The organism is Pseudomonas sp. GD04019 (assembly GCF_029837695.1).
Taxonomy (GTDB): Bacteria; Pseudomonadota; Gammaproteobacteria; order Pseudomonadales; family Pseudomonadaceae; genus Aquipseudomonas.
On sequence record NZ_JAOEEA010000004.1, the window covers coordinates 371,425 to 392,912 of the forward strand.

Below are 21,488 nucleotides of genomic sequence, written 5' to 3' on the forward strand. Positions count from 1 at the left end.
GGGTGAAACCCGCGAGCGGCCAATGCGGGTTGCACCCGCCCTACGCAAAGCAGGTTACGCATAGAGCCCCCAGTGGCGGCTGCGGATGCGCACCAGGCACAGGCGCAGCTCGCCTTCCAGGGCGCGATCCTCGATCACCGGCGGGAAGTCGGTGGCCAGCTGTTCGCGCATGGCGGCCAGCGGCGCGGGGATGTCGCTCTTGCCGGCGCGCTCGCGCAGCCAAACGCCCTGGTTGGCGGCCAGCAGGGTGGCGGCGGCCACCTGCTCGGTCAGCTCCAGGCTGCGCAGGGCGTCGCGCGCGGCGATGGTGCCCATGCTCACCTTGTCCTGGTTGTGGCATTCGGTGGAGCGCGAGAACACGCTGGCCGGCATGGTGTTTTTCAGCGCTTCGGCGGTCCAGGCGCTGGTGCCGATCTGCACGGCCTTGAAGCCGTGGTTGATCATCGCGGTTTCCGCCGGGGCGCCGGACAGGTTGCTTGGCAGGCCGTGGTTGTAACGGGTGTCGACCAGCAGGGCGAGCTGGCGGTCGAGCAGGTCGGCGACGTTGCCGACCAGGTTCTTCAGGCTGTCCATGGCGAAGGCGATATGCCCGCCGTAGAAGTGGCCGCCGTGCAGGGTGCGCTCGGTCTCGGCGTCGAACAGCGGGTTGTCGTTGGCGCTGTTCAGTTCGATCTCGATGAACTGGCGCAGCAGGCCCAGACTGTCGGCCAGCACGCCGAGCACGTGCGGCGCGCAGCGCAGCGAGTAACGATCCTGCAGGCGGTGCAGCGGTGGCAGCGGCTCGGCCACGGCCAGGTCCTCGCGCAGCCAGGCGGCGACCTGGGTCTGGCCCGGGTGCGGCTTGGCGGCGAACAGGCGCTCGTCGAAGTGTTCCGGGTTGCCTTCCAGCGCCACCACGTTGAGCGCGGTGATGCGCGTGGCCAGTTGCAGCAGGTAGTCGGCGCGCGAATAGGCCAGGCAGGCCAGGGCGGTCATCACCGCGGTGCCGTTCATCAGCGCCAGGGCTTCTTTCGGACGCAGGGTCAGCGGCGTCCAGCCGAGTTCCTTGTGTACGTCGGCGGCGCTGCGGCGTTCGCCCTGGTACATCACTTCGCGCTCACCACTGAGGGTGGCGGCGACGTAGGACAGCGGAGTGAGGTCGCCGCTGGCGCCGACCGAGCCTTCTTCCGGAATCAGTGGCAGCACATCGTGTTCGAGGAAGGCCTGGAGGCGCTCCAGCAGTTCCACGCGCACGCCGGACACGCCGTGGCACAGCGACTGCAAGCGAGCGGCCAGCACGGCGCGGGTGCTGGCCTCGTCGAGCAGCTTGCCCAGGCCGCAGCCGTGGAAGGTGAACAGGTGCTTGGGCAGCGCCTCGACCTGGTGCAGCGGTACGGCCACCACGCAGGAGTCGCCGTAGCCGGTGGTCACGCCGTAGATCACGCCTTCCTTGTCCAGCAGGGTGTCGAGGAAGCGCGCGCCCTTGGCGATCTTCTCGCGGTAGGCGGCATCGCCCTGCAGCTGCGCGCGGGTGGTGCGGTTGGCCAGCGCAACCACCTGTTCGATGGTCAGCTGGGCTTCGCCGAAGGTCACGTGGTCAGTCATGGGCATTCCAGAACGGATAGAAGTTGAACCATTGCCGCGGGGCGTTCAGGCAGCGTTCGCCCAGCCGCTCGGCATAGCGTTGCACCCAGCCGCGAATCACCTCTTCGCGTTCGCGGCGCGTCCACTGCACGCGCTCGGCGAAGCGTTCGAGGATCACCTGGTAGCGGCCGTCGATCTTCAGGCAGCTCATCAGGTTGACCGGGCATTGCAGGAGTCCTGCCAGCAGCCAGGGCCCTTGCGGGAAAGCGGCCGAGTGGCCGAGGAAATTCACACTGACGTTGCGCCCGCCGTGCAGCGGCACGCGGTCGCCGGCAATCGCCAGCCACTCGCCGCGCTCCAGGCGCTCGGACAATTGCAGCATGATCGCCGCGTCCAGTTCGCTGACCTGGATCAGGCGCAGGTGGCTGGCGCCAGCCTCGCCGAGCAGGCGGTTGAAGTGTTCGGCGTGCTTGGTGTGCACCAGCACGTTCATTTGCACCTTCTCGCCCAGCTCGGCCAGGGCGCGGCACACCTCGAGGTTGCCCAGGTGGGCGCCGACCAGCATCTGCCCGCGCGGCTCGCTGTGCAGGCTCTGACGGATGCCATCGGGGTCGACCAGGGTGATCTGTTCCAGGCCGAGGCGGCCGTTCCACACGTCGAGCTTGTCCAGCAGGGCGTCGGCGAAGGCCATGAACTGGGCGAATACCGAGCCGAAACGCGGCGCCAGCTCGCTGCGCCCGCTCCAGGTGGCCAGGTTGCGCTGGTACTGGCGGATGCTGCGCCGGGCCTGGCGGCCGAACAGGAAGAAGTACAGGACGATGGCGTACAGCACCGGCGTCAGCGCGCGGCGGCCGAGCAGGCGCACGGCGCCGGCGGTGAAGCGCATTAGCAGGAAGCTGCCACGCTCGCGCTGGCCGGCCCAGTGTTCGGCCTTCTGCCCGTTCATCCGCGCCACCTGCGCCAGAGGATCAGCGGTGCGCGCAGCAACATGCCGAAGAACAGCTTGGCGTGCATCTTCGAGATCAGCGCGTTGTCATGGAACAGGCGGAAGTGCGACAGGCCATCCAGCGGGTAGTGCACCTTGGTTGGCAGCCACTGCATCGGCTGGTTGCGCCAGGCCAGACGGACGAGGATTTCCGGGTCGAAGTCCATGCGCTTGCCCAGGTTGCTGGCGTCGAGCAGCGCCACCGTGGCCGGCAGCGGGTAGACGCGGAAGCCGCACATGGCGTCGCGGATCGACAGCGACAGGCTGTTGATCCACACCCACACATGGGTCAGGTAGCGCGCATACAGGCGACTCTTCGGCACGCTGGCGTCGTACTGCGGGTAGCCGCAGACCAGCGCCTGCGGGTGTTCGCGGGAGGTGTCGAGGAAGGTGGCGATATCGGCCAGGTCGTGCTGGCCATCGGCGTCCACCTGCAGGGCGTGGGAGAAGCCCAGGCGCTGCGCCTCGCGCAGGCCGGCCATCACCGCGCCGCCCTTGCCCTGGTTGAGCGGCAGGCGTACCAGATAGGTGTTGTCCTGGGCGGCCAGCTGATCCATCACCGCTGCGCAGCTGCTGCTGGAGGCATCGTCGACCAGCACGCAGGGCAGCCCGGCTTCGTGCAATGCCGCAACCACCAAGGGCAGGGCGTGCTCGTGGTTGTACACGGGGATGACGGCGCAGGGCTTATGCATGGAAGCTTTTCCTCAGCCCGAACCTCACCAGCGCGTTGGCCGCCCAGGCCCTCACCCCAACCCTCTCCCGAGGGGAGAGGGGGCTGGCCGTGCGCATCGGCCACACGGAGTGCATGCCTGGCATCACGCTTGCCGGCGCGTATTTTCCCTCTCCCCTCGGGAGAGGGGCCAGGGGTGAGGGTCTGCCAGGCACGAACAAGCTCACTGGGCCGCCCCCAACAGAATCCGTCCCGAGGAGCACGGCGCCTCGCCGTTGCGGTAGGTGAAGTACAGCTTGCCGCGCTCGGCGTCGAAACGCAGGGTCAGCTGGATGCGGTCGCCGGGACGGACCAGCTGCTGGAACTTGAGCACTTCCATGCCGCAGAAGCGCGGCGGCAGCTCGGCGATCAGCTGGCGGGCCAGTTGCTGGGCCCAGTCGATCTGCACCACGCCGGGCAGCACCGGGGTCTGCGGGAAGTGGCCGGTGAAGTGGGCCAGGTCCGGCGCCACGTCCAGTTCCAGCTGCCACTCGCCGTCGACCAGCTGGACTGTGCGCGGCTCGACGCGGGTCGGCCGTGGCGCGGCGACCAGCTCGTCGACCTTGCTCTGCGCCAGCTTGCCCTGGCTGCTGTAGGGCAGCTCCAGCAGCAAACGCCAGCGCCGTGGCAGGGCGATGGCCTCGCAGTGGCCGGCCAGGTGTTTGCGCAGGGTCTCGGTGACGGTCTTGCGGCCCTGGTTGCGCAGGGCGTGCAGGCCGGCCGGGCTCAGCGCCAGCAGGGCGCCGAGGAAGGCGCGGCCTTCCTGGATCACGCCGAGGCGGGCATCGGCGACCCACTCATGATGCTGTAGCGCCTGCTCCAGCATGGGCAGGGAGATGCGCTTTTCTTCCAGCTTGACGATGCGGTCCAGGCGTCCGCGCAGGGCGAAGCGACCATCGGCCTGCAGCTCGGCGGCGTCCGCGCTCTGCTCGACATGCCCGGCCGGCAGGTAGGGCGAGGCGATGCGCAGGGCGCCCTCGTCGCTCAGGGCCAGTTCCACGCCGGGGAACGGCTGCCACAGCTCGCCGCCCTGGCGCCAGGCGATGCCGCCGGTCTCGGAGCTGCCATAGATCTCGGTGGGCTTCTGGCCCAGCCGTTCGCCCAGCTCGACGGAGACCTCCGCCGGCAGCGCGCCGCCGGAGGAGAACACCCGGCGCACGGCGCCCAGGGCGTTCCAGTCGAGGTTGTCGCCCATGCGTTTCAACAATGCGGGGCTGGCCACCCAGGCGAACGCCGGCTGGCCCAGGCTCTCGCGCTGCAGGTCTTCGGGGAAGGGCAGGGCGCGGCGCCAGAACGGGCGACCGGCGCACAGTGGCCAGAGCACGCGGAACAGCAGGCCGTAGATGTGCTGGGCGGCGACGCTGCCGAGAATGGTGGCGCCGGCCAGGTCCTGGCCCCACAGCTGCTCCAGGGCGTCGACCTCGTTGGCCAGTTGGCGCAGGGACTTGTCGATCAGCTTGGGCTCGCCGCTGGAGCCGGAGGTGCACAGGGTCAGGCGGCAGGCGTCGAGATCGAGGGCGGCGGGCGGCAGCGCTTCGCCATCGAGGCCATCGAGACTATCCAGCCACAGATCGGCCTGCTCGGCGAGGCGCTGGCGGCTCTGCGCCTGGGCGTCGGCCGGCAGCAGCACGGCTGCGCCGGCGCTCCAGGCGCCGAGCAGGGCGATGGCCAAGTCGCCTGCGTCTTCCAGGTACAGTGCCACGCGCTGCACGCCACGGGCCTGCAGCGCACCGGCCAGGCGCAGGGCGCGCTGTTGCAGCTGGGCATGGTCGAGCGCTGGCTCCAGCGCCACGGCGCGGCCGGCCAGGGGTTGCAGCAGATGATCGGCGAGTCCCAGCCAGGTCATCCCGATTTTCTCCTTAAATCCGACCTTACTCGCTGGCGGATCAACCACTCAGCGGCAAACAACAGACCCATCAGGGCATAGGCGATCAGCCCGGTGTAGAGCATCCACCAGGTCAGCGGCGCCCACAGGGTCAGGGCGCTGATCAGCAGGGCGTTGGCCAGGAAAAAGCCGGCCCATACCAGCGTGACCTTGCGCGTGTAGCGCACCGCGTGCTCCGGCAGTTCCGGCTCGCGCAGGCGCGCCAGGCGCTCGACCATCGGCGGGCCGTAGATCAGCGACAGGCCGAACAGCACCAGCAGCATCAGGTTGAGCAGCACCGGGTACCAGCGCAGCAGCGCCGGCTCGCCGGCCAGGCCAAGCAGGGCGCAGAAGGCCAGGGCGGCGCCGGCCATCCACAGGGCGCCGGGCTTGTTGCGCTGCGTCAGGACGCGCGCCAGCCACAGGCCGCCGAGCAGGGCGGCGAACAGGCGCGGCGACAGGTGCTCCATGCCGTAGTACACGGCGAAGGGGTAGAGCAGGCCGGCCACGACCAGCAGCAGGCCGAACAAACGCCCCATGGCTTAGCCGGCGGCCGCTTCGGCGTTGACCACCTGGTACACGGCCTCGACCACGTCGCCGACGGTGCGCACGGCCTTGAACTCCTCGGCGGCGATCTTCTTGCCGGTCTGGCGCTTGATGTGGTCGATCAGGTCGACGGCGTCGATGCTGTCGATTTCCAGGTCTTCGTACAGGTTGGCTTCGAGGGTGACGCGCTCGGCGTCCAGCTCGAACAGTTCCACCAGGGCTTCGCGCAGGGTGGCGAAAATATCTTCACGGCTTTGCATCGCTAACGTCCTCAGGCGGCCTGTTTCGCGGCGACGAAAGCCGCCAGGCTGGCCACGTTGGCGAAGTGCTGGCGGGTGTCCTTGGCTTCGGCGTCGATCTTGATGCCGAAGCGCTTCTGGATGGCCAGGCCCAGCTCCAGGGCGTCCACCGAATCCAGGCCCAGGCCTTCGCCGAACAGGGTCAGGTCGGCGGCGATGTCTTCGGCGGCCATGTCTTCCAGGCCCAGGGCCTCGATGATCAGGTGCTTGATCTCAGTTTGCAGATCGCTCATCTGTTGCGAGCTCCTTCATGAAGTGTTGGTGCAGATGGTCATTGAGCTTGCGCGAGGCAATCGGCAGCGGAGCCTGCTCGGTGAATTGCCGCGGGTCGATATCCTCCCCGACCCGCAGGCGAAAATGGAAACGACGCGACGGAATGCTGTACCAGGGCTCGGCCTTGGTCAGGGTGGTCGGCGTCACGCTGATCACTACCGGGGTGACGATGCTGGCGCCGCGCACGGCGATTGCCGCCGCGCCACGGTGGAATTCGGGAACCTGCCCCGGCGTGGTGCGGGTGCCCTCGGGGAACACGATCAGGGTCTGGCCTTCCTGCAGGGCGCCGGCGGCCTCGTCGAGCATGTCCATGCTGCCGCTGTTGCTGATGAAGCCGGCGGCGCGGATCGGCCCGCGCATGCAGGGGTTGTCCCACAGGCTCTGCTTGACCACGCAGTTGGCGTCGCGGATGAAGGCGATCAGCACCACCACGTCGATCAGCGAAGGGTGGTTGGCGATCACCATCTGCCCGGGGCGGCCCAGGCGCTCGGCGCCCTCGACCTCATAGGTCAGCACGCCGGTGCGGAACATGAACTGGACGAACCAGTAGAAGGTGCGGCTGACCACGGCACGAGCACGGGTGCGGCGGGCCAGGGCGTCGCCCGGCAGCAGGGACAGCAGCGGGAAAACCACGATGCGCAGCAGCACGCCGCCGATGCCGAACAGCGAAAAGCTCAGCGCGGTGGCGATCAGGCGCCACCAGTAGGGCGCGCTGTAGGGGCTCAGGCCCTGCTGCGAGACCAGTTCCATTGCCGACGCTTCCAGTGATGTTGCAGGGAGTCCGCATTGCCCGAGAGGGCGCGGACCAGTTCCAGGGCATGGGGCCATGCAGTGCGCGGGCCGGAGCCCTCAGTGAGCCGCAGCTGCCAGTCCGTGCCGGGCCGCAGCAGCAGGGCCACGGCATAGGGGAAGGGCACGTCGTCGATATAGGCGCGGTACAGCTCCGGCGGTGTCTCCTCGGCGACGATCAGCAGCACGCCGGGCGCGCCCTCGCCGAGCAGGGTGGCGGCCTCCAGCATGGCCTGCTCCAGGCCGTCGCCTTCGGCGGCCAGGGCGGTCATTTCGCTGGTGTCGCCTCGCTGGATCGACCACAGGCCGATGATCGCGTTGTGCACCGAGAGGCTGAACTGGGTAGGCGAGAGCGGCTCGTCGTGGGCCAGGTCGCTGAGAATGGCCAGGGTGCGCGGGGTTTCGCCGTGGCGCGAGGCGAATACCAGGGGCATGGGGCCGTGTTCTTCGGCCAGCGGCCAGGCGACGTGGAAGGCCATGCGCGCCAGGCGACTCAGGCGCCGGCGCTGCAGGGCCGGGAGAAAGCCGACATCGGGCTGTTCGCCACCGTCCTGCGGGGCGAAGGGGGCCTGTTGCCAGGCGTGCCAGTCGGCGGTGCTGTCCAGGCCGGGAGCCCAGGCACGCCATTGTTCGATCCTGAATTGAGTCACGCTGAGAGCTCTTCTCGGCCCTTCCAGGGCGTCCTTGTCTACTTCGACCCCGCCAGCGGGAAGGGTGGCCGGGACCATGGCGAGGTGCCGGCATTATCCAGACCGTGCGCGGCCCGCGCAAATCCTGGCACGACCGTCCTGACCGGAGGTCTGCCGCCGTGCTGCTTATTCCTCGCCCTGGACACGGGGTTTGCATAGAATCCCCAACCATCTGCGATCAGGGAGGTGTCACATGCGGCGCGTGGTGTTCAATCAGAAAGGCGGGGTGGGCAAGTCCAGCATTGCCTGCAACCTGGCGGCAGTCAGTGCGGCCGAAGGCTACCGCACGCTGCTCATCGACCTGGATGCCCAGGCCAATTCGACCCATTACCTCACCGGGCTGACCGGCGAGGACATTCCCATGGGCATCGCCGAGTTCTTCAAGCAGACCCTCTCGGCCACCTCCTTCAAGAAGGGCAAGGTCGACATCTACGAAACGCCATTCGACAACCTCCACGTGGTCACCGCCACCGCCGAGCTGGCCGAGCTGCAGCCCAAACTGGAGCAGAAGCACAAGATCAACAAGCTGCGCAAACTGCTAGAAGACCTGGCCGAGGACTACGACCGGATCTACCTGGACACACCGCCGGCGCTGAATTTCTATACCGTTTCCGCGTTGATCGCTGCCGATCGCGTGTTGATCCCCTTCGATTGCGACAGCTTCTCGCGCAATGCCCTGTACGGCCTGCTGCAGGAAATCGAGGAGCTCAAGGAAGACCACAACGAGGAGCTGGAAGTGGAAGGCATCGTGGTCAACCAGTTCCAGCCGCGCGCGACCCTGCCGCAGCAGCTGCTCGACGAGCTGGTCGCGGAAGGCTTGCCGGTGCTGCCGGTGAACCTGATGAGCTCGGTGAAGATGCGCGAGTCGCACCAGGTCTGCACCCCGCTGATCCACCTGGATCGCAGCCACAAGCTGACCCAGCAGTTCGTCGAACTGCACAACCTGCTGGAAAGCTGAGTATTTCGCGGCAATCAAAAAGGCGCCCGCGGGCGCCTTTTTCGTTTTCGCCGTAGCCTTAACGCACTACAAAGACGTCGCACGGCGCCTTGTGCAAATAATGCTGCGCCAGGCTGCCGAGCAGGGCCTGGGACAGGGCGCTGCGCCCGTGGCTGCCGAGGACCAGCAGTTGCGGCTGCTGCCCGGAGATGTACTCCTGCAGGGTGCGCAGGATGCTGCCGGTGCGTACCTCGTGGCTGAGCGTGGGCACGTCCGGCGGCAGGCGCAGGGCCTCGTCATGCAGCAACTGGTCGATCAGCGCGCGCTGGGTGCGTAGCTCGGCTTCGGCTACTGCGCCATTCTTCTGCGGCTCGAATACGTGCAGGGCGTGGATGCTCGCCTCGCTCGGCAGCAGCAGGCACGCCTGGTGCAGAGCAGTGCAGGCGCACAGGGAGAAGTCGATGGCGGCCACCGCGCTGCGGTAGGGCCTGTCCTCATCGCGGGCGGCGAGCAGCAGCGGCACCGGGCAGCGGCGGGCGATGCGGTCCAGGGTGGTACCGGAGAAGAACTCGTGGCGCTGGTGGTGGGCGCCGAGCACCAGCAGGTCGGCGCCACTCTGCTGCACCTGCTCCAGCACGCCCTCGGCCGGTTTGCCGTGGCACAGGCGCAGCTGGCTGCCGGAGGGGGCGAATTCGGTGAGGCTGCGGTCGAGGGTCTGTTCGATGCGTTCGCGCTCGGCCTGGCCCAGCTTGGGGTCGAACACGTGCAATAGAGTCAGTTTGGCATCGTGCTGGCGAGCGATCTGGGCTGCGCGGCGAAGAGCGAGGTCAGCAGTGCTGCGCAGGTCGTGCGCGATAAGGACGTGTCCTGTCATGTCGTTCCCCTTGTGCGCCTCGTCCATGCGCGGCGCCGGTGAAAACCTCTACGGGTTCTTTAGAATGAGCTTTCTAAATAGACCTGCTTTGGCCTGGGGACAAGTCCCGCACGTCAGTGTTTGCGCAATTGATACAGAGCGCTCGTTTCGGCCACTACTTGGCCATCGGCATCCTTGAGTTGCAGCTCCAGGCGATACTCGGCCTTGCCCTCGCGTTCGGCCTGGTTCTGGATGCGCTCGATCTCCTCGGCGTCCAGGTGCGCCTCGACCGAGATGTCGCTGGTCGCCGGGCGGCGGAAGCGCAGGTTCATCTCCTTGATCAGCGGGTAGAAGCGCTGCACGTCGAAGCTGGTGAGGAACAGGGCGCCGCCGGGGATCTCGGCCAGGGTGAACAGGGCGCCGGCGTAGAGGGTGCCGATATGGTTCTGGTTGCCGGCCAGCGGCATGCGCAGGCGCACGAAGCCGGGCAGCAGCTCCTCGGCCTTGAGGCCGCTGCGTTTGACGAAATCGATTTTCTCTTCGGTGAACACGCGGGCCATCTCGGCGGGTAGCGGCATATCCGGGCTCCTGGCAGTGGAGCCCCGAGACTAGCCGCTGGCGCTGCGGCGGCAATGACCGCGGCGCTCGCCGCGGCTGACCGATCCGCTCAGGCGATGCTCTGGCTGCGCAGCCAGCCGAGCAATTGCGGCAGCGGCAGGGCGCCGGCCTGGCGGGCGACTTCGACGCCGCCGCGGAACAGGATCAGGCTGGGGATGGAGCGGATGCCGAGCTGGCCGGCCAGCTGCTGATTGACCTCGCTGTCCAGCTTGCCCAGGCGGCAACGTCCCTGCAGCTGCGCGGCGGCCTGCTGGAAGGTCGGTGCAAAGGCCTTGCACGGACCACACCAGTCGGCCCAGACATCCACCAGCAGCGGCAGGTCGCCCTTGAGCTGGGCGGCGAAGCTGGCCTGGTTCAGCTCGAACGGCGCACTCGGCAGTACCGCGTTCTTGCAGCGCCCGCAGCGTGGTGCATCGCCCAGGCGCTCGGCCGGAATACGGTTGAGCCCGGCGCAGTGCGGGCAGGGAATCAGCAAGGGTTGGCTCATGTCGGTGTCCTCCTGCCACCTAAGTGGTGGCAGGCGGCGCACATAACAAGGGCAATCAGGCGCCGGCGGCGGCCAGGGCCTGCTCCAGGTCGGCGCGGATATCGTCGAAGTGCTCGATGCCGATCGACAGGCGCATCATGTCCCGCGGCACGCCGGCTTTCTCCAGCTCCTCGTCGTTGAGCTGGCGGTGGGTGGTGGAGGCCGGGTGGCAGGCCAGCGACTTGGCGTCGCCGATGTTGACCAGGCGCACCACCAGCTTCAGCGCATCGATAAAGCGCGCCCCGGCGGCCTGCCCGCCGACTATGCCGAAGGAGAGGATCGAAGCGGGCTTGCCGCCGGTGTAGCGCACGGCCAGCTCGTGCTCCGGATGGTCCGCCAGGCCGGCGTACTTCACCCAGGCCACCTGAGGGTGGCTCTGCAGGTAGTGGGCGACCCTAAGGGCGTTCTCGCAGTGGCGCTCCATGCGCAGGGCCAGGGTCTCCAGGCCTTGCAGGATAAGGAAGGCATTGAACGGCGACAGCGCCGCGCCGGTGTTGCTCAGCGGCACCACGCGGCAGCGGCCGATAAAGGCGGCGGGGCCGAAGGCCTCGGTATAGGTCACGCCGTGGTAGGACGGGTCCGGGGTGTTGAGCAGCGGGAAGCGCGCCTTGTTGTCCGCCCAGGGGAACTGGCCCGAGTCGACCACGATGCCGCCGATGCTGGTGCCGTGGCCGCCGATGTACTTGGTCAGCGAGTGCACGACGATGTCGGCGCCATGCTCGAACGGCCGGCAGAGGATCGGCGTGGCCACGGTGTTGTCGACGATCAGCGGCACGCCGTGGCGGTGTGCGGCGTCGGCCAGGGCCTGCAGGTCGACGATATTGCCGGCCGGGTTGCCGATGGACTCGCAGAACACCGCCTTGGTCCTGTCGTCGATCAGCGCCTCCAGGGCGGCGATATCGTCGTGGGCGGCGAAGCGGGTCTGGATGCCGAAGCGCGGCAGGGTATGGGCCAGCAGGTTGTAGGTGCCACCGTAGAGCTTGGCCACCGAGACGATGTTGTCGCCGGCCTCGGCGACGGTCTGGATGGCGTAGGTGATGGCGGCCATGCCCGAGGCCACGGCCAGCGCGCCGACGCCGCCTTCCAGCGCCGCCACGCGCTGTTCGAGCACGGCGTTGGTCGGGTTCATGATGCGCGTGTAGATGTTGCCGGGGACCTTCAGGTCGAACAGGTCGGCACCGTGCTGGGTATCGTCGAAGGCGTAGGAGCTGGTCTGGTAGATCGGCACCGCCACCGCCTTGGTGCTCGGATCGGGGCTGTAGCCGGCGTGGATGGCGAGGGTTTCCAGTTTCATGCGGTGCGTTCCTTCGACGGTATGGAAGGCCCGCAGCATGGGAAAACGCCGAGGCCCGGTCAATGCGCTGGAGCAATGAACCGGGCCTTTACCTAGATCGTTTTGGCAGGGCCTTATGCCCCGGATCAGGCCAGCGACTTGTAGATGTTGAAGGCGCTGATCAGCACGATCAGGCAGCCGACGATGGTCATCAGGGTGCGTGCCGGAATCTTCTTGCACAGGTAGGCGGCGAACGGTGCGGCGAACAGGCCGCCGAACACCAGGCCGGCCACCATCAGCCAGGTATCCAGCTCGCCGGCCAGGAGGATGAAGGAAGCGGCGCTGGATAGGGTCAGGAAGAACTCGGCGAAGTTCACCGAACCGATGGTGGTGCGCGGGTCGCTGCCCGAGCCGATCAGGCTGCTGGTGACCACCGGGCCCCAGCCGCCGCCGCCGGCGGCATCGACGAAGCCGCCGAACAGGGCCAGCTTGGCCACGTGCTTGGGCTCCTTGCGCTGCTTCACATGGCGGTAGGCCTTGTACAGGATGTACAGGCCCATCAGCAGCAGGTAGGCGGAGATGAAGGGCTTCATCACCGCGCCGTCGAACTGGGTGATCAGTACGGCACCGAGTACCGCGCCGATGATGCCCGGCAGCAGCAGGCGCAGGAACAGCGATTTGTTGACGTTGCCCAGCTTGACGTGGGAAATGCCCGACAGGCCGGTGGTGAACACTTCGGCGATATGCACGCTGGCGCTGGCCGCGGCGGGCGAGGCGCCGGCGCTGAGCAGGAAGGTGGTGGCGGTGATGCCGTAGGCCATGCCCAGGGCGCCGTCGACTATCTGGGCGAGCAGGCCGACTGCCACCGCGCTCCAGAAGGTTGGGCTGCTCAGGGCGCTCTCGATGATCTCCAGGCCGCTGTGGCCGCCGTTGTCGCCGAAGAACAGGCGCCAGGCGAGGAAGCCTATCAAGCTGGCCAGAATCAGCACCGCCGCCCACATGGCGGCGCGCAGCACCGGGTGATTGTCCGGGTGGGAAACGTAGTCTTCCACGGGCGGCAGGCCGAGTGCTTCGTGCTCCGCGTTGAGCGGGCTCTGGCTGAGGTCTAGATCGCGAATCTTCATTGCACCGGCTGCCTGACAGTGGGTGGTAGAACAGGCTGGAATAAGCAGGCAGCGAAGATAATGGGCTTTGCTTAGAGAGTCTAAGAATGTTTCTGTAGGTTTATATTCTTTTTTGTTTTGGCTTTCCCTTCGAATATCCACGTTGCCTCCGCTCTCCACCCTGGCCTAGGCTTGGCCACCTTTCGCGCAGGGATGCTTCATGACCACCGCAGATCGCCCCGGCAATACCACCCTGGTACTCCTGGCTTCCCTTTATTGTGCCCAGGGCCTGCCGTCCGGCTTGGTGGCCCACTCGCTGCCGGTGCTGCTGCGCCAGCACGGTGTCGACCTGGGACTGATCGGCCTGCTCAAGCTGCTGGCGCTGCCCTGGTTGCTCAAGGTGCTGTGGGCGCCCTGGGTCGACCGCATCGGCTCACGGCGCCTGGGACATCACCGTGGCTGGATACTGCCGCTGCAGGGCACGGTGATTACCTGTCTGGCCGGCCTGGCACTGATCGCTCCGCAAGCACTGTTCGGCAGCGCGTTCTGGCTGCTGCTGGGCCTGCTGCTGATCATCAACCTGGGCGCCGCCACCCAGGATGTGGCCACCGACGGCCTGGCTGTGCGCCTGCTGCCGGAGCGCTGGCGCGGTCTGGGCAACAGCCTGCAGGTGGGCGGCTACAAGGTCGGCATGCTGGCCAGCGGCAGCGGCCTGCTGCTGTTGATCGACCCGCTGGGCTGGAATCTCTCCATCGGCCTGCTGGCCGGCGCCCTGCTATTGCTGACCCTGCCGATCTGGTTGTTTCCCGAGCGTCGCCTGCTGCCGCAGCACGTCGAGCAGGCCGAGCCCGCCGGCCCCGGCCTGTTGTGGCGCCATTACAAGGGGCTACTGGTACAACCGGGCATGCTTGCCTGGCTGGCGGTGGTGCTCACCTTCAAGCTCGGCGACGCCCTCGGCTCGCCGATGATCAAGCCGATGCTGGTGGACCAGGGTTGGGACACCACCGACCTCGGCCAACTGACCCTGATCAGCAGCCTGGCCGGCATCGGCGGCGCCCTGCTCGGCGGCCTGCTCTACGCTCGCCTCGGCGCCCTGCGCTCGCTGCTGACCTTCGGCGCCCTGCAGGCGCTCGGCATTGCCGGCATGGCGTTGCTGGTGGGCAGAGGTGCCGATACGGGGCTGGTGTATGCGGCCTCGTTGTTCGAACAGACCGCCGACGGCATGTCCACCGTCGCCCTGTTCGCCGTGATGATGCGCATGTGCCGCCCTGAGCATGAAGGTGCAGATTTCACCCTGCAGGCCAGTGCGCAGGTGCTGCTGGCGGGCATCGTGGGGGCTTGCAGTGGCATGCTGGCCAAGTGGTTGGGATATCAGGTGTTGTTCGTCGTGGCTGCAGCGCTGGGTTCGCTTATGTTGCTGCTGTTACCTTGGTTCTTTGCTCGGCATGGGGCGGGGCCGAGGTAAGCTGCCAGTGCAACGCAGGCCTGAGGATTGCCAAGTCTGACTGGGCACATAGGCTGAGCTGCATAGCGCTGCCGGCTTCGCGCTCGAAACTCCTGGCGTGAGGCAGGCGTTCGTATTTGTTTTCAGACATGCGGATAGCTAGGTTGCCCCACGAAACGATGCGCCTCGCCGGTGCAAGTTTCTGACGTCGAGCTCGTTCTGGAGCTGCAGCGTCATGAATTGCTCATGCGCTAGCGGTTGAAGGCTCGATGCTGAGCTGGGAGTTGAAGTAGGTCGTGAAGTTCTGGCCGTTGGCATAGGCCTTTTCCAGGCGAGCGGTCTGCTCCTTTAGTGCCTGACTAGATTTGGTCCATTGCTCGGTGGGTAGCGGCTGTGACCATTGAGCGATGTTGGCGGGCATGGCCTTCATCGCGTAGCCGTGGTCCCACTCGGCAACCCAATAGGGGACGCGCCACCAAGTGATCACCCGGCACAGGTACCACCAGGCGACGCCGATGGCCGAACCATTGCCTTCGCGATAGGCCTCGTGCACGGCGTTGCGCTCCAGATCGAAAGTGTGGCGTCCCTCGTAGGGTGCCTTACCGGGGCAGTACGCCGGGCCCTTTTCCATATAGCTGCGGATGGCTTCCCATTTGGAGATGCCATGCGCGGGGGTGAATACCCCGTGGGTGAGGAAGTGGGTCTTGTCGGTCTTGGGGTTATCGATGGCCATGCCGAAGGTGTAGGTGCTCATTACTCCTTCGCCGGTGAAACCGGTGCTGACCGAGACCCAGGCAACCAGTTCCTCCCAGGACTGGATGATGGGTTCGTCGCTGCCCTCGGGGAAATAGCAGACCTCGCGGCGTTGGCGGTTGAAGCGTAGGGGGCGAGTACGAGCTTTTTTGAGGGTGCTGTGAATCACCGTAGCAGTAAGCAGGGCTGATATAGGTAGTACTGTCCACCAGCTCACATCAACTAAGTAGAGGTAAAAGCCTTCATAAAACATGTTCCAGAAATCTTTTTTATATGGACCGAATGCCTGTATGGCTGCCCCCAGAAGCGGGAGGACAAAGAGCATAGTGCCGCCTGCGAACATCACGCCCCAAATCGCCAATTGGGTCTGGAATGCCTTGTTGGTATTGCTCTGGCCAACGTCCAGATAGGTGTCGTTGACTTCTACAAAACTGCCCCACAAATCCATGGGGAGATGTCCGGTTGGGACCGGTAGCGGAGCTAGGAACAGGGCCTCACCAGTAGCGAAGCGACGAGCCTCTCCGGCGCTGGGGCGTTGGTTTCTGAGGTCGAGTTCGTCCTGAGGTTGCTGCGGTGGGTTTGGCATGGAGTCAGCGGTTGGGACCATGAAAGGAGTCTAACCCGTTGCGGCGGGTGATTCGGTGGCCGGCTCTGCGAACTTGATCTGGTAGTAATCCAGCAGGTTTTGCCCCTTGGCGAAGGCCTTGCGGATCTCGGCGCTTTCCTTGAGCAGGGCTTCGCTCGGATTGGCCTGCTGCTCGTCGGGCAAGGGTTGCGACCAGTCCAGTACTTCCTGCGGAAAGACGGCCTTGGGACGGCGGTTGACCCACTGAGCGATGTGACAGGGCAAGGTCCAACCGCTACAGAACTGGATGACCAGAAAGCCGAAGGCATAGCGCGGCCACCAGTGTTCCTTGCGGTACACGCCCCGGCACATGTGAAAGTAGGCCACGGTACCTTCCTGAAATTCTTCATCGGACAGTACCGGCGTCGGCAGGGCCGCAGGGCCTTCTTCCATAAACACCCGAATGGCTTCCCACTCGCTGACCACCAAGCTCAGATTGCCGCCGGGGATGGTGACCCAATAGACATCGCCGCTACTGGCATTGCGCAGGCCGAGCATCAGGGCAAAGCTGGGCATAACGGCGTACTGGGTAACGATCTGGCTGGCCGAAACGCAGGCGATTACTTCTTCCCAGGGCACATAGACAGGGGCTTCGCCGCGAAACACCAGGGCCACCTCGCGGCGCTGGCGGTTAAAGCGCACAGGCGAGCGAGCGCCGAGATTGCGGATAATGCGGAACATGTTGTAGCCGGCCAAAGCGGCAATGCAGGCAATAAAGCCCCACATGGGGGGGGTGGAAAAGCCATCGATCCAGCCATCAACAAACGGCTCCTTATACCTCCGAAGCCAAGCTCCAAAGCCAGAGGCAAAAAAGAATAAGATTATTAAGGTCATCACCGAGCCGATATAGGCCCTGGCCGCGAACTCGACGCTGGCCTGGCCGGCGCCCACATCCAGGAAAACTTCATTGGCCTCCTGATGCAGGTTCTGCCCGCTGAAGGCCGGCATGCCAGTGGGCACCGGCCTGGGCGCCAGGTAGAACACCTCGGTGCCGGTTTCGCGCTCGAAGTCCCCGGCGTGGGGCAGGCGCTCGTATTGGTTTTCAGGCATGCAGGTGCTCCGGGGTGATTTCGATCCATTGCGGGGCGATACGGGTGGGCCCGACGGAGGGCTCGCCCTTGATCGGCTCGCTCGAAGCGGTGGAGCCTAACGGAATCGAGTAGTACAGGTATGCATCGTTTTGCTTGAGCGGCGTGCCGGCCAACTCCGGTTGTACCGCCAGGCGCAGTCGTAGTCTGGATTGTGGGCCAGACCAGTCGGCCGACACCTCCAGTTCAAGGGTCAGCGGGTTGTCGCCGACTGGGCGCAGGTTGTTGCGCACGATCTCGCCGATGTCCTTTGCGGGCCAGCCGAGCTGATACTCCCATTCCGCAGTAAGGCGCAGCGGATGCTGGCGCAGGCTGGCCATGCTCACGCCTGGCAGGCTCAGCAGCAGGCGGCGCGACTCTTCGCCATCCTGGGGACGCTGGGCCAGGCCTTGATCGGTGATCAGCGGGCGCATGCTGGCCTCGGCCAGGCCCTGGGCATGGGTGGGCCAGTCCCAGCCCTTGCTTTCCAGGCCCCAGCAGCAACCCAGCATCCAGCGCTGCTGGTCATCCAGGTTGCCGTAGTTGTACAGCGTCTCGCCGCCAAACTGCAGGGCGGTGGCCGCCAGGCCCCAGGGGCTGAGGCGGACGGAAAAGCTCAGAAAACGCGCACCACGGGTGGCCCAGGCGGCGCTGAGCGCTACCGCTCGCTGGCCCGGTGCTGCTCGCGAGGCCTCCATGATCAGCCCGCCAAACTCCGCAAATGCCTTGCCGGTGATTGCAGCGTTTATTGCAGTACTGCTGGTGTCGCCGACAAAGGCCATCAGCGCGCCGGCCTGTTCGCTGGTGGTGCCAGTGCGCATGGCGTCCAGCCATTTGTTCCAGTTGTTCCAGGAGGTGCCCACCGAGCCTAGCAGGGCCAAAGGCGCAATCACCGCGCCCAGGCCCAGCCCCAGCTTGCCCAGCTTGACGGCGAACTGCATGCCACCTTTGCCGCCGGAGCTGGCGACAATGGCCTTGAAGGCTTTATCCACCAGGGCGATATGGGCGTTCTGATATACCGATAGAGCAGATGATACTGGGGCCATAAGTGCCCCGTAGAAGATGACTCGATCTTTCCAGGACGGATCTTTGGATACACTCTGCCATGCCTTCAGTGCATCCCTCAGATTCCATGTCTGTAAGGCCAGTGCCAGCAGCGGCAGTGCGCTGCTTTTCGCGACTGCACTATAGGCGCCCGTCTCGCCATAAGCGCCCCGCAGGCCCAAGCGCAACCGGCGGATCTCCTCGTTCAGCAGGTTCTGCTGGGCAGGGTCGATTTTCAGTTTTGCTCCGATAAAACCCGCTTGCGCTGCGCCGGTGGTAATCACGCTGTCCTGGATCTGGCTGACCAGAGCGGCGCGCTGTTGGCGCAGTGCGGCCAATTGTTGGTTGAGCTGCTGTTTCTGCACTTTGGCAGCCTGGCGCTGAGCCTCACTGAGGCTGCGGCGCTTGCTGTCGGCTTTGGCCCGGTCGCGTGCAGCGGTCAGCTGGTCTTCGCTGTCCAGTAGCCGTACAAGGCTTGCCAGCCTGGACATGAAGAGCGTGACATCTTGCTCGGTCGCCACCTGCAGATCGGCTCCTTCCTGCTTGAGCGCGGCCAGGCTGCCCAGGCGCTGGGCGCGATTGCTGTAGGCCTCCAGCTTGTCCAGATGGGCTTTCAGGTCGGGGCTGTTGAGCTTGCTCTGTACCGCTGCGAGCCAGTCCTGCAGGCGCAGGGCGATGGCCGGCGAGTAGGCCGCATTGACGGCCTGGCTGGCGCTGAGAGCTGCGGGGCTGAGCGTGAGGCTTTTGCTCCAGTGGCTGCCCATCAGCCCCCCCACTTCCTGTAGGCGGGCCTTGGCGTCCGCCAGCCCGCCTTTGAGGTTGCGGATGTCGTCCAGCCATTTGGTCAGATCTCCCGACTTGCTGATGAAGAAGGCCAGGTCCAGGCGGCTGGCAAAGGCGGGGAGGATGTAATAGGGGTATTTGTGGAAGTACTCGCTGACGGCCTTGAGGCTGTCTTCGGTGCGGCACATGTCACGTACGCAGTTCTGCTCGGTCACCAGCGCGGCCATCAGTTGATCGGGCACATTGGTGTCGAAGTACCAGGCGCTGCGGTGGTATTCGGCCTGGGTGAAGAGACCGACACGGTCTGCCGTGATGCGGTCGAGGCGAGCGTTCCAGCGCTGGAGATGAACGCGTTCGGCGGCAAGGTACTGGTTCATCTCCTTGTGACGGACCAGATCATGGATGCCTCGCGCGCCCAGCCCCTTGCCCTCCAGCACCGCATGGCTGTGGTCCTCGATGACCTCGATATCGTCTTCCAGTTCGTCATAGAGGTCGTCGCCGAGCGCCTCTTCCATGGCCTTTTTCTTGGCGGCGACATCCGTTTGGGCTGCCGGGACCCTGGGGTCGAAACGATGCATGCCAGCTAAGCGGTTGCGGGCATTGATGTAATCGTAGATTTTCTGGCGCTGGGCTGGAGTGGTTTTCTCAAACAGTTTCGAGCTGGCGCCCGCTTTACGTGCGGTGCTGTCGCTCACCACCATCAGGGTCTCGATGTAGCTGCCTATCACGTACTTGAGGTCGTTGCGTTCCTTGGCTACCCAGCTTTCAATCCAGCCGACGACCTTGTCCTGCTCGTCGGCCAAGTCGCGCATGACGCCGATGCTGTCCTTGAACACCAGATAGAGGTGGTCGTGCTCGTGCTTGGGCTGCAGGGCCTTCTTCACCTCGCCGAGCTGGGTCTTGCGATAGAGCGGCTGGTGCTCCCAGCAGTAGTCCTGGCTTTCCTCGGGGTGGGCGCCTGTCGGGGCTTTGATGGCGGCGGGCTGTTCGGCCAGCTCCGCTATCCATTTGGCGGCCTGTTTCTCGGTCAGGAGGTGGTTGCCACCTTTTTCACAATCGGCCTTTGTCAGATCGATCACTTGCATGAAGTGGTCGCGCTCGGCTCGGCTCTTGAGCATCTGCGAGCATTTGAAGGCGGTCCACTGCACTTCCGAAAAGCTAACATGCAGGGTGCTGCTGCGCGGGAAAACCAGGCGATCATCGGTCAGGTTGCCTTGGCGCTTGTCCTGAGCGGCTTCCTTGCCTTTCCAGAGAAACTTGGTAACGACACCTTTCTCGACCCGGTACTCGTGCAGATAGCCGGTGCTGTTATCAATCACATACAGCCAGCCACCTCGTAGCAGGCGGATGCCCAGTGGCCTCGATTTGAGTTTGTAAGGCACTGCTACTTCGCTGGCCGGATCTAGGCGCTCGACCAGGCCATAGCGCAGTGGCAGCAGTTGTATCTTGTTCTTCATCAACGGGCAGGCACCGCCAGCGATCTTGACGTCGCTGCTGCTCTTGGGTGCCAGATTTGGATTCTTGCCGCTGCTGCGTGGTGGTTGCTGGGCGGTCATATGGAGTTCCCTTCCATGGAGTCGGCACGTTCTCTGGCCAGCTCGGCGGCCTGCTCGATACGCTGTTCGGGCGATGCTGCGGAGGGCGTATTCAGCAATGCAGCGATGTCAGCGTGCCGCTCCAGGGCATGCTCGCCGAGAAAGCCAAAAATGTTGGCGTATAGGGTGATGGCTCGCTCGCTGTTGAAACCGCGCGCATAGGCATTCGAAGCAAGCCCGTGTAAATGTTGCCAGCGCTCCGGGCCCAGCAGCTGGGGCTGGTAGTGGGGGAAGAACTCCTGCATATGGGCATCGAGCTGGATAACGCAGCTGCGCAGGCTGACTTCGCCTAGCAATTCCAGCTGATCCTCGGAGAGTTGATAGGGTCGCTCCCGCGAGATTCTGGTGGCGGTCGCTGGGCGAGAATACTGACACCAGACATGTTTCGTGCGGTCGACCAGGGCAATTTGCTCGAATGGTCCGAACAGGGTGGCGTCGCCGATCTGCATGGCATGTTCGAGCAATGCTCCGGCTACCGCCGGATCGGCCAGGCGAAGGAGCATTTCTTCGCCCAGTGGGTGCCTGACGCAGCTCAACCAGCGCAGGTGCGTCAGCTGATTTTCCCGGTCGGCCTTGCTGAACAACAGATAGCCCCATTCTTCATCCGCATGCCGCAGATGTTGAGCGAGAGTCGGATCGCCAGGACCAGTCAGGCGAACCAGGCACGGAGATACATCGCTCAGGTCTGACCAGCGGGTACCTGCATACAGCGGTTCGAAGTCAGGCTCGTGACTCCACTCATAGAGTCGGCGCGGTAGTTCTTCCACACTGATGCCATCGAGCAGCAGGCTCGCCTGGGAATCCCATGGCAGTCCGGCCGGCAGCTCGAGATATGGGCGATCATTGTTCCGCATCCGCAGCCTCCCGCTTGGCTGCTTCGCAGATGGCGCACAGCGGTTTCTTCTGCATAAGCGCCTGGCGCTGAGCCTGGATCAATAGTTCGCCTGCTTTGTCGCTGTCGGCAGCGACCACCTTGCCCGGTAGGATGGGCGACGCACCTGTACCGTTGCCTGGACTGCCACCCGAGTTGATCTTGATCTGCGGGCCGACCAGGGTGACGCCGCTGGCGTCCAGCTTGATGAAGCTGCCGGCGGCCTTGAAGGTGAGTTCGGCGCCGGCTTCGAGGACGACCTTGAGGCCGCTGGAGAGA

At 65.3% G+C, this 21,488-nt stretch carries 20 protein-coding genes and 1 pseudogene; 2 read left to right on the top strand and 19 right to left on the bottom strand.

What is annotated here, in order from left to right:
* Window positions 1-54: 54 nt before the first annotated feature.
* The 9 genes from N7607_RS09170 to N7607_RS09210 form a co-directional block, all read right to left on the bottom strand.
* Complete coding sequence (locus N7607_RS09170; protein ID WP_279868770.1) at window positions 55-1,584, bottom strand: aromatic amino acid ammonia-lyase; 1,530 nt, start codon at window positions 1,582-1,584, stop codon at window positions 55-57.
* Complete coding sequence (locus N7607_RS09175; protein ID WP_279868769.1) at window positions 1,577-2,509, bottom strand: glycosyl transferase; 933 nt, start codon at window positions 2,507-2,509, stop codon at window positions 1,577-1,579. The genes N7607_RS09170 and N7607_RS09175 overlap by 8 nt, the downstream gene beginning before the upstream one ends.
* On the bottom strand, window positions 2,506-3,240 hold the full coding sequence (locus N7607_RS09180; protein WP_279868767.1) for a glycosyltransferase family 2 protein: 735 nt from the start codon (window positions 3,238-3,240) through the stop codon (window positions 2,506-2,508). The genes N7607_RS09175 and N7607_RS09180 overlap by 4 nt, the downstream gene beginning before the upstream one ends.
* Window positions 3,241-3,441: 201 nt before the next feature.
* The gene (locus N7607_RS09185; RefSeq protein WP_279868766.1) at window positions 3,442-5,103 is read right to left on the bottom strand and encodes an acyl-CoA synthetase family protein; all 1,662 of its coding nucleotides are present in this window, start codon (window positions 5,101-5,103) and stop codon (window positions 3,442-3,444) included.
* Window positions 5,100-5,660, bottom strand: a complete 561-nt coding sequence (locus N7607_RS09190; protein ID WP_279868764.1) for a hypothetical protein — start codon at window positions 5,658-5,660, stop codon at window positions 5,100-5,102. The genes N7607_RS09185 and N7607_RS09190 overlap by 4 nt, the downstream gene beginning before the upstream one ends.
* A 3-nt stretch (window positions 5,661-5,663) precedes the next feature.
* A complete protein-coding gene (locus N7607_RS09195; protein WP_279868762.1) occupies window positions 5,664-5,927 on the bottom strand; it encodes an acyl carrier protein in 264 nt (87 codons plus the stop codon).
* 11 nt (window positions 5,928-5,938) lie between these two features.
* Window positions 5,939-6,199, bottom strand: a complete 261-nt coding sequence (locus tag N7607_RS09200) for a phosphopantetheine-binding protein (protein ID WP_021698802.1) — start codon at window positions 6,197-6,199, stop codon at window positions 5,939-5,941.
* Window positions 6,180-6,989 carry a lysophospholipid acyltransferase family protein gene (locus N7607_RS09205; RefSeq protein ID WP_279868759.1) on the bottom strand — a complete coding sequence of 270 codons (810 nt, stop codon included), beginning with the start codon at window positions 6,987-6,989 and terminating at the stop codon, window positions 6,180-6,182. The genes N7607_RS09200 and N7607_RS09205 overlap by 20 nt, the downstream gene beginning before the upstream one ends.
* A complete protein-coding gene (locus tag N7607_RS09210) occupies window positions 6,962-7,678 on the bottom strand; it encodes a beta-ketoacyl synthase chain length factor (protein ID WP_279868757.1) in 717 nt (238 codons plus the stop codon). The genes N7607_RS09205 and N7607_RS09210 overlap by 28 nt, the downstream gene beginning before the upstream one ends.
* 232 nt (window positions 7,679-7,910) lie before the next feature.
* On the opposite strand from N7607_RS09210, the gene N7607_RS09215 reads away from it, so the two are divergent.
* The gene (locus tag N7607_RS09215) at window positions 7,911-8,675 is read left to right on the top strand and encodes a ParA family protein (protein ID WP_279868755.1); all 765 of its coding nucleotides are present in this window, start codon (window positions 7,911-7,913) and stop codon (window positions 8,673-8,675) included.
* 58 nt (window positions 8,676-8,733) lie between these two features.
* On the opposite strand, the gene N7607_RS09220 is transcribed toward N7607_RS09215, so the two are convergent.
* The 5 genes from N7607_RS09220 to N7607_RS09240 all read right to left on the bottom strand — a co-directional run bounded on the left by N7607_RS09220 (window position 8,734) and on the right by N7607_RS09240 (window position 13,048).
* The gene (locus N7607_RS09220) at window positions 8,734-9,528 is read right to left on the bottom strand and encodes a universal stress protein (protein ID WP_279868754.1); all 795 of its coding nucleotides are present in this window, start codon (window positions 9,526-9,528) and stop codon (window positions 8,734-8,736) included.
* A gap of 113 nt (window positions 9,529-9,641) precedes the next feature.
* Complete coding sequence (locus tag N7607_RS09225) at window positions 9,642-10,085, bottom strand: YiiD C-terminal domain-containing protein (protein WP_279868752.1); 444 nt, start codon at window positions 10,083-10,085, stop codon at window positions 9,642-9,644.
* A gap of 89 nt (window positions 10,086-10,174) precedes the next feature.
* Window positions 10,175-10,612 (bottom strand): thioredoxin TrxC, encoded by a 438-nt coding sequence (gene trxC / locus N7607_RS09230; protein ID WP_279868751.1) that lies wholly within the window; start codon window positions 10,610-10,612, stop codon window positions 10,175-10,177.
* Window positions 10,613-10,667: 55 nt separating this feature from the next.
* The gene (locus N7607_RS09235; protein ID WP_279868750.1) at window positions 10,668-11,945 is read right to left on the bottom strand and encodes a bifunctional O-acetylhomoserine aminocarboxypropyltransferase/cysteine synthase; all 1,278 of its coding nucleotides are present in this window, start codon (window positions 11,943-11,945) and stop codon (window positions 10,668-10,670) included.
* Between the two features lie 125 nt (window positions 11,946-12,070).
* Entirely contained in the window at window positions 12,071-13,048 is a 978-nt protein-coding gene (locus tag N7607_RS09240) for a sulfite exporter TauE/SafE family protein (protein ID WP_279868749.1), read from the bottom strand.
* Between the two features lie 199 nt (window positions 13,049-13,247).
* On the opposite strand from N7607_RS09240, the gene N7607_RS09245 reads away from it, so the two are divergent.
* On the top strand, window positions 13,248-14,492 hold the full coding sequence (locus N7607_RS09245) for an MFS transporter (RefSeq protein ID WP_279868748.1): 1,245 nt from the start codon (window positions 13,248-13,250) through the stop codon (window positions 14,490-14,492).
* 223 nt (window positions 14,493-14,715) lie between these two features.
* Here the strand turns inward: N7607_RS09245 and N7607_RS09250 are convergent, their stop codons facing one another.
* From N7607_RS09250 to N7607_RS09270, 5 genes and pseudogenes are all read right to left on the bottom strand, one after another.
* Window positions 14,716-15,672, bottom strand: a complete 957-nt coding sequence (locus tag N7607_RS09250; RefSeq protein ID WP_279868747.1) for a DUF6708 domain-containing protein — start codon at window positions 15,670-15,672, stop codon at window positions 14,716-14,718.
* A 168-nt stretch (window positions 15,673-15,840) separates the two neighbouring features.
* A complete protein-coding gene (locus N7607_RS09255; RefSeq protein ID WP_279868746.1) occupies window positions 15,841-16,899 on the bottom strand; it encodes a hypothetical protein in 1,059 nt (352 codons plus the stop codon).
* Complete coding sequence (locus N7607_RS09260) at window positions 16,892-20,299, bottom strand: toxin VasX (protein ID WP_279868745.1); 3,408 nt, start codon at window positions 20,297-20,299, stop codon at window positions 16,892-16,894. The genes N7607_RS09255 and N7607_RS09260 overlap by 8 nt, the downstream gene beginning before the upstream one ends.
* Entirely contained in the window at window positions 20,296-21,192 is an 897-nt protein-coding gene (locus tag N7607_RS09265; protein ID WP_279868744.1) for a DUF4123 domain-containing protein, read from the bottom strand. Before N7607_RS09265 ends, N7607_RS09260 begins: the two co-directional genes overlap by 4 nt.
* A pseudogene (locus N7607_RS09270) lies at window positions 21,179-21,488 on the bottom strand (type VI secretion system tip protein VgrG); the annotation flags it as partial. The gene N7607_RS09265 and the pseudogene N7607_RS09270, both read right to left, overlap by 14 nt.

Bases quoted from the DNA above. Each gene is read 5' to 3' on its own strand.
- N7607_RS09255 (WP_279868746.1), bottom strand. From the start codon at position 16,899: ATGCCTGAAAACCAATACGAGCGCCTGCCCCACGCCGGGGACTTCGAG.
- N7607_RS09235 (WP_279868750.1), bottom strand. From the start codon at position 11,945: ATGAAACTGGAAACCCTCGCCATCCACGCCGGCTACAGCCCCGATCCG.
- N7607_RS09190 (WP_279868764.1), bottom strand. From the start codon at position 5,660: ATGGGGCGTTTGTTCGGCCTGCTGCTGGTCGTGGCCGGCCTGCTCTAC.
- N7607_RS09215 (WP_279868755.1), top strand. From the start codon at position 7,911: ATGCGGCGCGTGGTGTTCAATCAGAAAGGCGGGGTGGGCAAGTCCAGC.
- N7607_RS09265 (WP_279868744.1), bottom strand. From the start codon at position 21,192: ATGCGGAACAATGATCGCCCATATCTCGAGCTGCCGGCCGGACTGCCA.
- N7607_RS09225 (WP_279868752.1), bottom strand. From the start codon at position 10,085: ATGCCGCTACCCGCCGAGATGGCCCGCGTGTTCACCGAAGAGAAAATC.
- N7607_RS09170 (WP_279868770.1), bottom strand. From the start codon at position 1,584: ATGACTGACCACGTGACCTTCGGCGAAGCCCAGCTGACCATCGAACAG.
- N7607_RS09260 (WP_279868745.1), bottom strand. From the start codon at position 20,299: ATGACCGCCCAGCAACCACCACGCAGCAGCGGCAAGAATCCAAATCTG.
- N7607_RS09175 (WP_279868769.1), bottom strand. From the start codon at position 2,509: ATGAACGGGCAGAAGGCCGAACACTGGGCCGGCCAGCGCGAGCGTGGC.
- N7607_RS09205 (WP_279868759.1), bottom strand. From the start codon at position 6,989: ATGGAACTGGTCTCGCAGCAGGGCCTGAGCCCCTACAGCGCGCCCTAC.
- N7607_RS09180 (WP_279868767.1), bottom strand. From the start codon at position 3,240: ATGCATAAGCCCTGCGCCGTCATCCCCGTGTACAACCACGAGCACGCC.
- N7607_RS09220 (WP_279868754.1), bottom strand. From the start codon at position 9,528: ATGACAGGACACGTCCTTATCGCGCACGACCTGCGCAGCACTGCTGAC.
- N7607_RS09195 (WP_279868762.1), bottom strand. From the start codon at position 5,927: ATGCAAAGCCGTGAAGATATTTTCGCCACCCTGCGCGAAGCCCTGGTG.
- N7607_RS09245 (WP_279868748.1), top strand. From the start codon at position 13,248: ATGACCACCGCAGATCGCCCCGGCAATACCACCCTGGTACTCCTGGCT.
- trxC (WP_279868751.1), bottom strand. From the start codon at position 10,612: ATGAGCCAACCCTTGCTGATTCCCTGCCCGCACTGCGCCGGGCTCAAC.
- N7607_RS09185 (WP_279868766.1), bottom strand. From the start codon at position 5,103: ATGACCTGGCTGGGACTCGCCGATCATCTGCTGCAACCCCTGGCCGGC.
- N7607_RS09240 (WP_279868749.1), bottom strand. From the start codon at position 13,048: ATGAAGATTCGCGATCTAGACCTCAGCCAGAGCCCGCTCAACGCGGAG.
- N7607_RS09250 (WP_279868747.1), bottom strand. From the start codon at position 15,672: ATGGATTTGTGGGGCAGTTTTGTAGAAGTCAACGACACCTATCTGGAC.
- N7607_RS09200 (WP_021698802.1), bottom strand. From the start codon at position 6,199: ATGAGCGATCTGCAAACTGAGATCAAGCACCTGATCATCGAGGCCCTG.